This window comes from Streptomyces sp. NPDC058877 (assembly GCF_042742855.1).
Lineage (GTDB): Bacteria > Actinomycetota > Actinomycetes > Streptomycetales > Streptomycetaceae > Streptomyces.
Genome location: NZ_JBHYMF010000189.1, coordinates 1 through 12867 on the forward strand (window position 1 = coordinate 1; position 12867 = coordinate 12867).

General features: G+C 72.5%; 11 protein-coding genes. 4 read left to right on the forward strand and 7 right to left on the reverse strand.

The genetic code is table 11. From position 1 onward, the window contains the following. Positions 1–1971, reverse strand: a 1971-nt coding sequence (locus ACFW2Y_RS29700; protein WP_384885312.1) for an acetoacetate--CoA ligase, incomplete at its 3' end; no start/stop codon positions are given. Positions 1972–2186: 215 nt separating this feature from the next. Between ACFW2Y_RS29700 and ACFW2Y_RS29705 the strand changes: the two genes are divergently transcribed. Next, positions 2187–4580, forward strand: a complete 2394-nt coding sequence (locus tag ACFW2Y_RS29705) for a glycoside hydrolase family 31 protein (RefSeq protein ID WP_384885314.1) — start codon at positions 2187–2189, stop codon at positions 4578–4580. Positions 4581–4601: 21 nt separating this feature from the next. Here the strand turns inward: ACFW2Y_RS29705 and ACFW2Y_RS29710 are convergent, their stop codons facing one another. Continuing rightward, a complete protein-coding gene (locus ACFW2Y_RS29710) occupies positions 4602–5177 on the reverse strand; it encodes an NUDIX domain-containing protein (protein ID WP_384885316.1) in 576 nt (191 codons plus the stop codon). On the opposite strand from ACFW2Y_RS29710, the gene ACFW2Y_RS29715 reads away from it, so the two are divergent. The 3 genes from ACFW2Y_RS29715 (at position 5176) to ACFW2Y_RS29725 (ending at position 7760) form a co-directional block, all read left to right on the forward strand. Beyond that, complete coding sequence (locus ACFW2Y_RS29715) at positions 5176–5985, forward strand: M15 family metallopeptidase (protein ID WP_384885318.1); 810 nt, start codon at positions 5176–5178, stop codon at positions 5983–5985. The genes ACFW2Y_RS29710 and ACFW2Y_RS29715 overlap by 2 nt on opposite strands. Before the next feature lie 117 nt (positions 5986–6102). Further along, positions 6103–6576 (forward strand): Zn-ribbon domain-containing OB-fold protein, encoded by a 474-nt coding sequence (locus tag ACFW2Y_RS29720; protein WP_384885320.1) that lies wholly within the window; start codon positions 6103–6105, stop codon positions 6574–6576. Next, the gene (locus ACFW2Y_RS29725; protein ID WP_384885321.1) at positions 6573–7760 is read left to right on the forward strand and encodes a lipid-transfer protein; all 1188 of its coding nucleotides are present in this window, start codon (positions 6573–6575) and stop codon (positions 7758–7760) included. Before ACFW2Y_RS29720 ends, ACFW2Y_RS29725 begins: the two co-directional genes overlap by 4 nt. A gap of 42 nt (positions 7761–7802) precedes the next feature. Here the strand turns inward: ACFW2Y_RS29725 and ACFW2Y_RS29730 are convergent, their stop codons facing one another. The 5 genes from ACFW2Y_RS29730 to ACFW2Y_RS29750 form a co-directional block, all read right to left on the reverse strand. Then, complete coding sequence (locus tag ACFW2Y_RS29730; protein WP_384885323.1) at positions 7803–8405, reverse strand: ATP/GTP-binding protein; 603 nt, start codon at positions 8403–8405, stop codon at positions 7803–7805. Then, positions 8386–8811 (reverse strand): DUF742 domain-containing protein, encoded by a 426-nt coding sequence (locus tag ACFW2Y_RS29735; RefSeq protein ID WP_384885324.1) that lies wholly within the window; start codon positions 8809–8811, stop codon positions 8386–8388. Before ACFW2Y_RS29735 ends, ACFW2Y_RS29730 begins: the two co-directional genes overlap by 20 nt. Before the next feature lie 10 nt (positions 8812–8821). Then, positions 8822–9271, reverse strand: a complete 450-nt coding sequence (locus ACFW2Y_RS29740; RefSeq protein WP_384885325.1) for a roadblock/LC7 domain-containing protein — start codon at positions 9269–9271, stop codon at positions 8822–8824. Beyond that, positions 9268–12039, reverse strand: a complete 2772-nt coding sequence (locus ACFW2Y_RS29745) for a nitrate- and nitrite sensing domain-containing protein (RefSeq protein WP_384885326.1) — start codon at positions 12037–12039, stop codon at positions 9268–9270. Before ACFW2Y_RS29745 ends, ACFW2Y_RS29740 begins: the two co-directional genes overlap by 4 nt. Before the next feature lie 455 nt (positions 12040–12494). Next, positions 12495–12867, reverse strand: a 373-nt coding sequence (locus ACFW2Y_RS29750) for a hypothetical protein (RefSeq protein WP_384885328.1), incomplete at its 5' end; no start/stop codon positions are given.

Consider the following 12867-nt stretch of genomic DNA (forward strand, 5'->3'; position numbering starts at 1 on the left):
GTTGCGGCGGTTGGCCGCCAGGTTCTCGTAGAAGTGCAGGAGGCCGAGGTCGTCGACCGAACCCGCGTTGACGGCCTTGGCCAGCGGGGTGCCCTGGAGGAGGCGCTTGACCGGGACCTCGATGCGCTTGCCCGTGAGGGTGTGCGGGACGCCCGGGACCTCGATGATCTCGTCGGGCACGTGCCTCGGGGAGAGTTCGGAGCGGATCGTCCGCTTGATGCGGGCGATCAGTTCCTCGTCCAGGGTGGCGCCCTCCACGAGGTGCACGAAGAGCGGCATCCAGTAGCCGCCGTCCGGCTCCTCCAGGCCGATGACCAGGGACTCCCGGATCTCGGGAAGGCGTTCGACCGCCTCGTAGATGTCGGCGCTCCCCATCCGGACGCCCTGGCGGTTCAGGGTCGAGTCGGAGCGGCCGTGGATGACGACCGAGCCGTGGTCGGTGATCGTGATCCAGTCCCCGTGGCGCCAGACGCCGGGGAACATCTCGAAGTAGCTGTCGCGGTAGCGGCTGCCGTCGGGGTCGTTCCAGAAGTGGATCGGCATGGAGGGCATGGGGTTGGTGACGACGAGCTCGCCGACCTCGCCGACCAGGGGCTTCCCCGAAGGGTCCCAGGACTGGAGGTCCGTGCCGAGGCCGGCCGCCTGGAGCTCGCCGATGTGGACGGGCAGCGTGGGCACGGCACCGGCGAAGCAGGAGCAGACGTCCGTGCCGCCGCTGACGGAGGCGATCCACAGGTCCTCCCGGACCTCGTCGTGGAGCCAGCGGAAGCCGTCGGGGGGCAGCGGAGAGCCGGTGGTGGCGACGCACTTCACCGCGGACAGGTCGAAGTCGCGCCCGGGGTGGACGTCGGCCTTGGCGCAGGCCATCACGTACGCCGCCGAGGTGCCGTACAGGGTGGCGCGGGTGCACTCGGCGACGCGCCACTGGGCCGCGGTGTCGGGATAGCCGGGGCTGCCGTCGTACAGGACCACGGTCGTGCCGGTGAGGAGACCGGAGACGAGGAAGTTCCACATCATCCAGCCGGTGGAGGTGTACCAGAAGAACACGTCCTCGGGACCGAGGTCGCAGTGCAGGCCCAGCTGCTTGACGTGCTCGACGAGGATGCCGCCCTGGGACTGCACGATCGCCTTCGGCAGGCCGGTCGTCCCGGAGGAGTACAGGACCCACAGCGGGTGCGCGAAGGGGACCTGCTCGTAGACCGGCTCGACGTCGGCGGCCACGAGGTCGGACCAGGCCAGGGTGCCCTCGGGGGCCGGGGTGCCGAGGAGCGGGATGTGGACCACGGCGCGGAGCGTGGGGAGCTCGGCGCGCAGCTCCGCCACGGTGTCGCGCCGGTCGTGCTCCTTGCCGCCGTAGCGGTAGCCGTCGACGGTGAAGAGGACGACCGGTTCGACCTGCTGGAAGCGGTCGAGGACGCTGCGGGCACCGAAGTCCGGGGCGCAGGAGGTCCACACGCCGCCGACGGCCGCGGTGGCGAGGAGCGCCACGACGGACTGCGGGACGTTGGGCAGGTAGCCGCTGACCCGGTCGCCGGGGCGCACGCCGAGGGCGCGCAGTTCGGCAGCGAGGGAGCCGACCTGGCGGCGGAGCTCGCCCCAGGTGATCGGAGTGGGCTCCTGCGTCTCGTCGACGTGCAGCAGGGCGGTGTCGTGAGGACGCTCGTGGGCAGCGCGCAGGGCGTGCTCGGCGTAGTTGAGGGTGGCCCCGGGGAACCATTCGGCACCGGGCATGGAGCGGTCTCCGAGGACCTGCTCGTACGGGGTGGAGAAGCGGATGTCGAACCACTCGACGACCGCCTCCCAGAAGGCTTCGAGTTCCTCGACCGACCAGCGGTGGAGCGCTGGGTACCCGCCCTCGGCCGGGGCGCCGTGGTGCTCAGCGGCCCAGGCCTGGAAGCGGGTGACGGCGGCCGTGGCGATGCGTTCCTCGTCCGGCTGCCAAAGCGGCTCGGACGGCGCTGCTGATGTCATTTGGGGCGGCTCCCTGGCTGTACGCGGGTCTGCGTGTGTCGCGCGCACGTGCTGGGGTGTGCGCGTGACGCGGCTGACAGGACGATGCCATGTGATCCTCTTTCGCACCAGGTCTGCCGCCCCATGGTCGGGTAGTTGAACATGTGCTCCCACCACGGGTGAACGACGGCTGAACGGAGCCGGTTCGGCCCCCGGCGGATGGCAGGGTGAGCTGCATGGACGGTCGGGGACTGGTGCGTTCGATGAAGGTGTTCGGTTCGGTGCAGGGGTTGCGGGCGGTGCGGTCGGCATGGCGGCAGCGACGCACGGACGCGTGGGGGCTGCCGCCGAGGGGGGCCGAGCGGGCCAGGGTGCCGGGGGTGGCGGTGGAGGCGGAGGCGGCACCCGGCGGGGGGACCGTCCGCTTCGCCCGGTCCTCGCTGCAGATCTGCGTGTCGGCGGGGGGCACCGTGTTCTGGGGTTGGGACGGGGCCGCGCCGCTGCCCTCGTACGCCCTGGCGGGCGAGGCACCCGAACCCGATCCACGGGCATCCCTCGAACCGGACACCGACGGGGGGTGGCGGATCGTGTCGGAGCGGGTGACGGTGACGGTTTCCCGGCACGGGGCGGTCGAGCTGCGGACTCCGGGCGGGGTGCTGTTGCGCCGGGACCTGCCGCCGCGCTGGTGGGAGCCGGCGGGTGGCGGCGAAGCGGGAGCCGGTGGCGGTGCGGGAGCTCCGGCGGGGGGCGGGGTCGCGCGATGGGTGCAGCGCAGCGAGGTGCCGGCCGACGCCCGGTTCTTCGGCCTCGGCGGACGGTCGGCGGGGCCGCGCCTGCGGGACGGCTCGTACCGGCTGTGGAACACCGATCCGCAGGGGGGCTTCGGACCGGGGGACGATCCGCTCTACCTGACCATGCCCGTGCAGTTCGTGGTCTCGGACGCCGGTACGCACCTGGCGTTCCACGACAACACCTGGGACGGCCGGGTGACCCTGGCCGAGGGCGAGGAGGGAGCGGGGTCGGGGCACGACCGGCCGGGAACCAGCGAGGTCCGGATGACGGGCGGGCCGCTGCGCTGCTGGGTGGTCGTCGGCTCCCCCGCACGCGTGCTGCACGGCTGGGCGGCGCTGACGGGTGCTCCCGCGCTGCCGCCGTCGTGGGCGCTCGGGCCGCAACACGCCCGTTGGGGCTTCGGCAGCGCCGGGGAAGTACGGCGCGTGGTCGCCGGGTACCGGGAGCGGGGGCTGCCGCTGTCGGCGGTGCACCTGGACATCGACCACTACGACGGGCACCGGGTGTTCACGGTCGACCGGGAGCGGTTCCCCGATCTGCCGGGGCTCGCCGAGGAACTGCGGGAGCAGGGCGTGCGCCTGGTGTCGATCGTGGACCCGGCGGTCAAGGTGGCACCCGGCGACCCGGTGTACGACGGCGGGGTGGCGGCCGGTGCCTTCGTGAAGGACGCACGGGGCCAGGAGGTGCACGGGGTGGTGTGGCCCGGTGAGTGCGCCTATCCGGACTTCACGGATCCGGCGGTGCGGGAGTGGTGGGGCGGTCTGTACGAGGAGCGGCTGCGCCAGGGCTTCTCGGGGGTGTGGCACGACATGAACGAGCCGGTGTCCTTCGTTCCCTTCGGGGATCCGACGCTGCCCCGCTCGGCGCGGCACGCCCTGGAGGGGCGGGGCGGCGACCACGGGGAGGCGCACAACGTCTACGGGCTCGGGATGGCCCGGGCCGGGTACGAGGGGTTGCGCAGGCTGCGGCCGGACGAGCGGCCGTTCCTCTTCTCGCGTTCCGGGTGGGCCGGGATGCAGCGGTTCGGCGGCACCTGGTCCGGCGACGTGTCGACGGGGTGGCCGGGGCTGCGGGCCTCGCTCTCCCTGGTGCTGGGTCTCGGTCTGTGCGGGGTCCCCTACTCGGGGCCGGACGTGGGCGGGTTCGACGGCAGTCCGTCGCCGGAGCTGTTCCTCCGCTGGTACCAGCTGGGGGCGTGGCTGCCCCTGTTCCGTACGCACGCCGCGATCGACGCGGGGCGGCGCGAACCGTGGGAGTTCGGCCCCGAGGTCCTGGAGCACGCGCGCGCGGCCCTGCTGGAACGCGAACGGCTGCACCCGTACTTCGCGACCCTGGCCCGACTGGCCCGGATGACGGGCGCGCCGTACGTCCGTCCGTTGTGGTGGGGGGCGCCCGAGGACCGGCTGCTGCGCGACTGCGAGGACGCGTTCCTGCTGGGTGACGCGCTGCTCGTGGCACCGGTGCTGACACCGGGAGCGGACGGGCGGGCGGTGCGGTTGCCGCGCGGACGCTGGTACGACACGGCGACCGGGCGTGCGCACGAGGGGCCGGGGCAGGTCCTGCTCGACGCGCCGCTGTCCAGGGTGCCCGTCCTGGCCCGGGCGGGAGCCGTGCTTCCCGTACGGGGCGAGGACGGCGAGCTGGCCCTGGAGGTGTGGGCGCCCGCCGCGGGGCGGACGGGCGGTGGACTCGTCGTGCGGGACACCGGGGACGGCTGGGAGCCGGCCGAGATCGAGCGCTACCAGTCGCGACTGGTGGGCGGCCGGGTGGTGGTCGAACGCGTCGGGGACGAGGGGGTGGAGGAGGTCGGACTGCCGGTCCGGGTCCGGTGCGGCTGAGACCTCCGCGATGGGCGGCCCTCAGCCCGGCACCCCCCGGTCGTACTCCCCCGCGAACCACTTCCGGACCGCCTCGGTGTGGAGCGGGAAGGCCAGCCGTTCGGGGCCCGTGATCAGGTGGTGGCCGCTGGTCTCGTCCGTCGCCGAGGAAGGGGGCAGTTCGGCGGCCGGGCGGGGCGGCAGGAGGCCGAAGAGGAGCAGGTGGCCGGCCGGGGAGCTCATCGCGTCGGCGAGGCGGACCTGATCGGCGGTGGCTCCGATGCCGGTTTCCTCGCGGAGCTCGCGAGCCACGGCGGCCCGCCAGTCCTCGCCGTGGTCGATGAAGCCGCCGGGCAGGGCGACGCCTCCCCGTTCGGGTTCGATGGTGCGGGTGATGACCACGAGGCCGGCGCTCGGTCCGCTGGTGACGGGCACCAGGGCGACGGCGACGGGCAACGGGTTGCGGTAGGCGGTGTGTCCGCAGGCCGGACAGGTGCGGGGCCAGCCGGCGTCGGCCGGGTGCGCCGCGCCGCAGGCGGAGCAGTGGGAGTCCTTCACGGCCCGACCGTATGCGATCGTCGTTCCACCGCGCTGCCGGAACGGATGGGGAACCCACATGACCGGACTCGTTTCCGCCCTTCGCTCCCTCGCCACGACCACGGCCGCCGGGCTCCTCGCCGTCACGGGCGCCCTCGCCCCTGCCCCGGCCGCCCCGGAGCCGAGGGCGCCCCGGGAGTTCGTGGACCTGGGCTCCGTGGACCGGACGATCCTCCGGGAGGTCCGGTACGCGACGGAACACAACTTCGTCGGCGAGCCGGTCGACGGCTATGCGCAGCCGCTGTGCCTCCTGACCCGTCCGGCGGCCGAAGCGCTGCACCGCGCGCAGGCCCGGCTGCGGGCACGGGGATACGCGCTGAAGGTGTACGACTGCTACCGGCCGCAGCGGGCCGTGGACCACTTCGTGCGGTGGGCAGGGGACCTGCGGGACGAGCGGATGAAGAAGGAGTTCTATCCGCTCGTCGCCAAGTCGAGCTTGTTCGCGGACGGTTACATCGCGGAGAGGTCGGGGCACAGTCGGGGCTCGACGGTCGACCTGACGGTCGTGCGGCTGCCGGCGGCAGGTACCCGCGCGTACGTGCCGGGAGAGGAACTGGTGGAGTGCTGGGCGCCCCGGGCGGAACGGTTCCCGGACAACTCCGTGGACATGGGGACCGGATACGACTGCTTCGACCTCCGCTCGCACACCGACGATCCGCGGATCCGGGGCGTGCAGCGGGCCAACCGGGAACTGCTCGGGGGCGTGCTCGCCGAGCAGGGCTTTGTGAACCTGCCCGAGGAGTGGTGGCACTTCACGTTCGAGCCCGAGCCCTACCCCGACACCTTCTTCGACTTCCCGGTGGCGCGGAGGTCGGTGGCCGGGCACTGACCCCGGGGGCTCGGGCCGCGGGACGGCCGACGCCGCCCCTTCCCCTGGCCACGGCCACCGTGCCACACTTCTGACGGATCGTCAGAAGTGTGGTGCTCGGTGGTACGGGAGGCCTCGATGACACGGACGCGCAGACCGGTGGTGGCCGGCTGGTTCACCGAAGACACCGCGCCGGAGGCGGAGTTCCGACTGCTCGGCACCCGGTGCACGGCCTGCACCTCGGTCTTCTTCCCCCGTGCGGACGACGACTGCCGCAACCCCGGCTGCCCGGGCGGCGGGAAACTGGTCGAGGTCCCGCTCTCGCCCCGCGGCCGAGTCTGGTCGTACACCGACGGCCGGTACCGCCCGCCCGCCCCGTACGTCTCCGACCCGGACGCGCCCTGGAAGCCGTACGTCCTCGTCGCGGTCGAGCTGGCGGCCGAGGCGATGGTGGTCCTCGGCCAGGCGGCGCCGGGCGTGTCGACGGCCGACCTCGCCGTCGGGACGGAGGTCGAGGTGGTGCCCGGCGTCCTGAACGAGGACGACCAGCACGTGTGGACCACCTGGAACTGGCGGCCGGTCGCCCGCCGGGAGCGGGAGGGACGGTCGTGAACGACGTCGCCGTGCTCGGAGCCGGAATGCATCCCTGGGGGAAGTGGGGCCGGAGCTTCGTCTCGTACGGGACCGCCGCCGCCCGCGCCGCACTCTCCGACGCCGGCCTGGAATGGGGCCGGGTGGGATCGGTCGTCGGCGCCGACACCATGCGGTGCGGATACCCCGGATACGTGGCGGGCGCGACCTTCGCCCAGGCGCTCGGGTGGCAGGGAACCCGGGTCACCAGCGTGTACGCGGCCTGTGCCTCGGGCGCCCAGGCCATCGGGACGGCCCGTGCCCAGATCCTGGCAGGCCTCGCCGACGTGGTCCTCGTCGTCGGCGCGGACGCCACTCCGAAGGGCTTCCTCGCCCCGGCCGGGGGCGAACGTCCCGAGGATCCGGACTGGCTGCGGTTCCGGGTGCTCGGGGCCACCAACCCGGCCTACTTCGCGCTCTACGCGCGCCGCCGGATGGCGCTGTACGGCGACACGGTCGAGGACTTCGCCCGGGTGAAGGTCAAGAACGCAGCCGCAGGCGCACTCAATCCGCTGGCCCGCTACCGCGCCCGGGTCACCGCGGAGGAGGTCGCCGCGTCCGCCGTCGTCGCCGATCCGCTGCGGCTCCTCGACATCTGCGCCACTTCGGACGGCGGTGCCGCCCTCGTGCTGTCCAGCATGGAATTCGCCCGGCAGCACGGGCACCGGGACCCGGTCCGGGTGCGGGCGGTGTCCACGGTCTCCCCCACGTACCCCAAGGCGGTGCTCGACCTCCCGGACATCGCGACCGACTCGGCCGCGACCGTCCTCCCCTCCCCGCACGCCTTCCGCGCCTCGATCGCCCGCGCCGCCTACGAGGAGGCCGGCATCGGCCCCGAGGACCTGTCCGTGGCGGAGGTGTACGACCTTTCCACCGCCCTGGAGCTGGAGTGGTACGAGGACATCGGACTGTGCGCACCGGGCGAGGGCGCGAAACTGCTGCGGGACGGCACCACCGCCCTCGGCGGGCGGCTGCCGGTCAACACCAGCGGGGGCCTCGGTTCCTTCGGGGAGGCGGTCCCCGCCCAGGCCATCGCCCAGGTCTGCGAACTGACCTGGCAGTTGCGCGGTGCCGCCGGCGACCGACAGGTGCCGGGGGCGCGCGTCGGCATCACCGCGAACCAGGGCCTGTTCGGACACGGTTCGGCGGTGGTGGTGGTGCGCTGACCGGGGTCCGCCGATGCCCGGGGCCCCGGCGCGCACCGGCCGTCACGTCGTGACGGCCGGACTCCGGTCCGCAAGGACGAGGGCGTGCTGCACGACCGCTACCAGGACGTTCTTCACGGACTCGCGGTCCCGGGCATCGCACATCAGCAGCTCCACCTCGGGGTCCAGGTCGAGGGCGCCCCGCACGCTCTCGGCCGAGAAGCGCCTGGCGCCCTCGAAGCAGTTCACGGCCACCGTGAACGGGATGCCGCGCCGCTCGAAGTAGTCGATGGCCGCGAAGCTGTCCTCCAGGCGGCGGGTGTCCGCGAGGACGACGGCGCCCAGGGCTCCCTGGGCCAGCTCGTCCCACAGGAACCAGAACCTGTCCTGCCCCGGGGTGCCGAAGAGGTACAGGACCAGGTCCTCGCGGAGCGTGATCCTGCCGAAGTCCATGGCGACCGTGGTGGTCGTCTTGGCCTCGACCCCGTGCAGATCGTCGACGGGACGGCCCGCCTCGCTGAGGATCTCCTCGGTCCGGAGTGGTCTGATCTCGCTGACCGCACTCACCAAGGTCGTCTTGCCCACCCCGAACCCACCCGCGACCAGGATCTTCAGGGTCATCGGCTCGACGTACGGCTTGGTGCGGCTAGAGCGCCCGAAGACCATTGATCACCTCGCGAAGGATGCTCACGTCCGGCAGCTCGGCCGGCGGAACGGGGCGGGTCACATGAACGAGTTCGTCCTCGACGAGATCGCCGATCAGGACCCGAACCACCCCGATGGGAAGATCGAGTCCGGCGGCGAGCTCGGCGACCGACTGGGGCTGCTCGGAGCAGCGCTCGACGATCTCCACGTGTTCCGGGGAGAGCGTCTGGTCCCGGCCGGGGTCATCGGCGGCGGGTTCGGGGACGACCAGTGCGATCAGGTCGAGCCGGTGACGGCCGGCGACGCTCGTCCGGCCGCGGGTCATCGCGTACGGACGCACCACCGGTCCGGCCTCGTCGTCGAACCAGTGGTGGTGAGCGGCGGTGCGGTGCCGCATCGACCGGTTCAGCTCGGCGTCGTCACTCATGCCGTCCCACTCATCCTCCCGAGGGCAGACCGGTCCGGGGGGCCGTTGCGAGGTGGGCCCCGACCCGCTTCACCATCAGCGTCATCTCGTAGGCGACCTGGCCGACGTCGGAGTCGGCGTCCGCGAGCACCGCCAGGCAGCTGCCGTCGCCGGCGGCCGTGACGAAGAGGAAGGCGTCCTCCAGCTCGACGACCGTCTGACGGACCTTGCCCGCCTCGAAGTGGCGGCCCACTCCCTTGGCCAGGCTGTGGAACCCGGAGGCCACGGCCGCCAGGTGCTCGCCGTCCTCCCGGGTCAGCTGCTGGGAGGAACCGGTGGGGAGCCCGTCACCGGAGAGCACCAGGGCCTTCCGGATGGACCCGACGCGCTGCACCAGCTCGTCGAGAAGCCAGTTCAGCTCTCCGTTGCCGGTGCCGTGCCCGGAAGTCGTGCTGTGCGCTGCGGCGTTCGGTGCGGTCATCGACCGTCCCCCTCGGGTGTCGTTCCTGGTGCTGTCGGTTCGTGCGGGTCGACGGTGTCCCGTCGACCGCGCTGCCAGCCGCGCTGCATGGCGGCCATGCGGGCGCGGACCTCCTCGGCGTCGCGTTCGAAGGAGCCGGCCCCGTCGGACGGTTCACGGGTACCGGAACCGGTGCGGGAACCGGCCGGGCTCCCGGTCTCGCGCAACTGGGGCGCGAGGCTGGCTTGGCGAACGCGACGCGGGAGACCGCCGAACGGGTCCGTGTCCTCCGACGGATCGGGCCCATCGGCCGGCCCGGGACGCTCCGCCGAGACGGGGCGCTCCGCCGGTACGGGGACGAGGGTGGGCCCGCCGCCCGACGGGGAACCGCGCCGGGCGCCCTGGGCAAGACCGGGCCGGTCGTGCTGCGGGTGCACACGGTCCGGTCCGTCGAGACGACGGCCGTGGTCCACGACGAGCGTCGGGGTGCGGCGGCGCGGCAGCGGTACCGGACCGAGCAGCGTGCCGTCCCCGGACGCCTCCGGCCCGTCGCGGTCCGCCGTGCGGTCCGGGGCCTGCTCGTGCTGCTCCCCGGCGGGCGCGACGCCGGTGCGGCGCGCGTCCCGGGGGCGGAACAGGCCGCCGCGCTCGCTGTCGGAGTCGAGGAGGTCGGCCGAGCGGTCGAGGAGCGCGTCGAAGTCATCCGAGCCCAAAGGGGCTTCGAGTTCCACGGGGCCGCCGAACGGACCGGACGCCCCGGCCGCGTCGGGGACCTTGGTGAGGGTCGGTCGACGCAGGGGCAGGGCGTCGCCGTCGGACGACGCGTCCTCGTTCCGGCCCGTGTGCTGCTCCAGGGGCTTGCGGTCGAGGCGGAACCCGGCGCCCTGGGTCTCGGGCGCGTCGGTGAGGAGCGCAGCCGGGATGAAGACGACCGCAGTGGTTCCTCCGTACGGGGAGGTCTGGAGCGAGACCCGGACGTTCTGGCGCTGGGCGAGTCGGCTGACCACGAAGAGACCGAGCCGGTCGGTGTCCGAGAGCTCGAACTCGGGTGTTTCGGCGAGCCGGAGGTTGGCGTCGAGCAGGGCATCGGGGGTCATGCCGAGGCCGCGGTCGTGGATCTCCAGGGTGAAGCCGTTGGCGACGCGCTCGCCGAGCACCTGCACGGCGGTGTGCGGCGGCGAGTAGACCGTGGCGTTCTCCAGCAGCTCGGCGATGAGGTGGGTGAGGTCGGCGACGGCGGGACCGCCCACGCCGAGGCGGGGCAGCCGGCGCACCTCGATCCGCTCGTAGTCCTCGACCTCGGCGACGGCGGCGCGGACCACGTCCATGAGCTGGACGGGCTTGCGCCACTGGCGGGAGGGGGCGGCGCCGGACAGGATGACGAGGCCTTCGGCGTGCCGACGCATGCGGGTGGTGAGGTGGTCGAGCCGGAAGAGGTCGGCCAGTTCGTCGGTGTCCTCCGTACGCCGCTCCATGGTGTCGAGGAGGGTGAGCTGGCGGTGGAGCAGGACCTGGTTGCGGCGGGCCAGGTTGACGAACACCTCGGAGACGCCGCGCCGCAGCTCCGCCTGCTTGACGGCGGCCTCGACGGCGGCGCGCTGAAGGGTGTTGAGGGCCTGGCCCACCTGGCCCACCTCGTCCTCTCCGTAGGCGAGGTGCGGCACCTCGGTCACGACGTCCACCTGCTCGCCCGCGGCCAGCCTCCGCATGACGCTCGGGAGACGGACGCCGGAGACCTCCTGGGCCTCCTTCTGCAGGCGGCGCAGGTCGCGGATGAGGGAGCGGCCGATGCGGACGGAGATGACGATCGAGGCGAGCAGTGCGAGGAAACCGAGGACACCGGCGATGCCGGCCTTGAGGAGGACGCTGTAGGCCGCGGGTTGGACGCGGTCCTGGTAGCGGTCGCCGGCGGCGGTGTTCTCGCGCGCCAGGTCGTCGAGGACGGGGCTCGCCTCGTCCTGCCAGCGCGCGGCGGTGATGACCCGCGGACTGTCGGTGGCGCCCGCCTCGATGATCGCGTTCTCGGCGGTGCGCAGGGGCTCGGTGTCGGGGCTGCGCCAGTACTGCTCGAAGCGCTCGCGCTCGGTGGTCGGCAAGAGTTCGAGGTTGACCTCGTAGAACTGCTCGCGCTGGGCGACGAGGTTCGATATCGCGCGGATCTCCTGGGCGGTGATGCGGTCGGAGACGAGCGCGGAGAGCACGAGGGCGTCCTCGCGGGAGAGGAGCTCGCGCGCGCGGGTGATGCCGACGAGGGCGCGCCCCTGCTTGTCCATCTCCACGTTCTCGAGGGCGTGGAGGGTGATGAGGAAGCTGTAACAGGGGTCGACGAGCCGGTTGTAGAACTCCAGGGCCTGCATGCGGCCGATCCCTCGGTTCTCGACGGAGCGGCGCAGCGAGGCGAGGCCATCCAGTGCTTCGAGGAGGGAGGAGAGGCGCTGGGAGGTGACGGGCGGCATCTCGTCGCGCACGCCGAGGTCGGCGGCGTTGGCGCGGATGCGGGCGATCTGTCGGTCGGTCGCGCGGCGGGTCTCGCGGAGGGAGGCGAGGGCGTCGGAGCCCCGTGGGTCGGCGAGGTAGATCAGGGACTGGCGGCGTTCGAGCTGGATGACCCGGGCGGTGTCCTCCAGGGGGTAGCCGACCTTCTCCACGATGTAGCCGACGTCGAGGAGCTGGTCGGCCTCACGGCCCGTCAGGACCGTGGCGAAACCCCACAGCCCGGTGAGGGAGACGAGCGGTACGAGCAGCAACGCCACGATCTTCCTGCGGATGGACTTCCCGCGAAAGCGCATGGCCTCCCCCAGCTCGGCCTCCGTGCGCCACGGAGGCCGTTCACGACGCCCGGCGTCAACACGCGGCGTCAACCTCGATTTTGAACAAATGGCGGCGTGAGCCTACTACTGCATCACGACCATCCCTAAGGCACATCCGGGCGATTTTCAGCCTGTCGAGTGAGCGTTGATCATGAGATGTCCCGGTATTGCGGGAGTTGAGATCGGCCACTGTGGCGCAGGACACTTGATGGTGCGCCGTTTGTCCGACCTGCCCAGATGGCTGGAACTGTTCGTTCCGCAAGGCGGCGGGTCCGTTTGGCCGGGCCCGGATGAAACCTTTTCGCCCTCGCATGCGTCAATGGGTACGGGGAGGAGTCTGTCCGCGTAAAGACGCTCAAGACGGGCAGTGACTCCTGAAGTCGGTCAGTGGTGGGGAGTGACGGAACAATGGAGCACGAGGCGCGGTCGGCGCGTCAGTTGTGGGTGGAGGAGGAGCGGGGTCGACGGCGGATGCCGGATCCGGTGCGCAACGCAGCGGTACGGGCCGTGATGCTCACCTCGGTGACGCTCATCCAGGCCGTGGTGGCCTTCCTCTGTACGGTTGCGGGCGCATGGCTGGCCTTCCCGATGACCATCACCGCGGTGGCCTCCACCGTGGTGGCCACCTGGAGCGTGGTGGACGTCTGGATCACGCGCCAGGTGTGGCGCCAGCGCAACGGCGTGGTGTCGGAGCCGAGCAGTACGGCCCGTTCGTCGCTCCGGGACCGGCGCGATCGGAGCCGGGGGGACGCGACGCCGCTGTCCGAGGCGGTCTGAACCAACCGCGAGCGGCCCGGAACCCGAAGG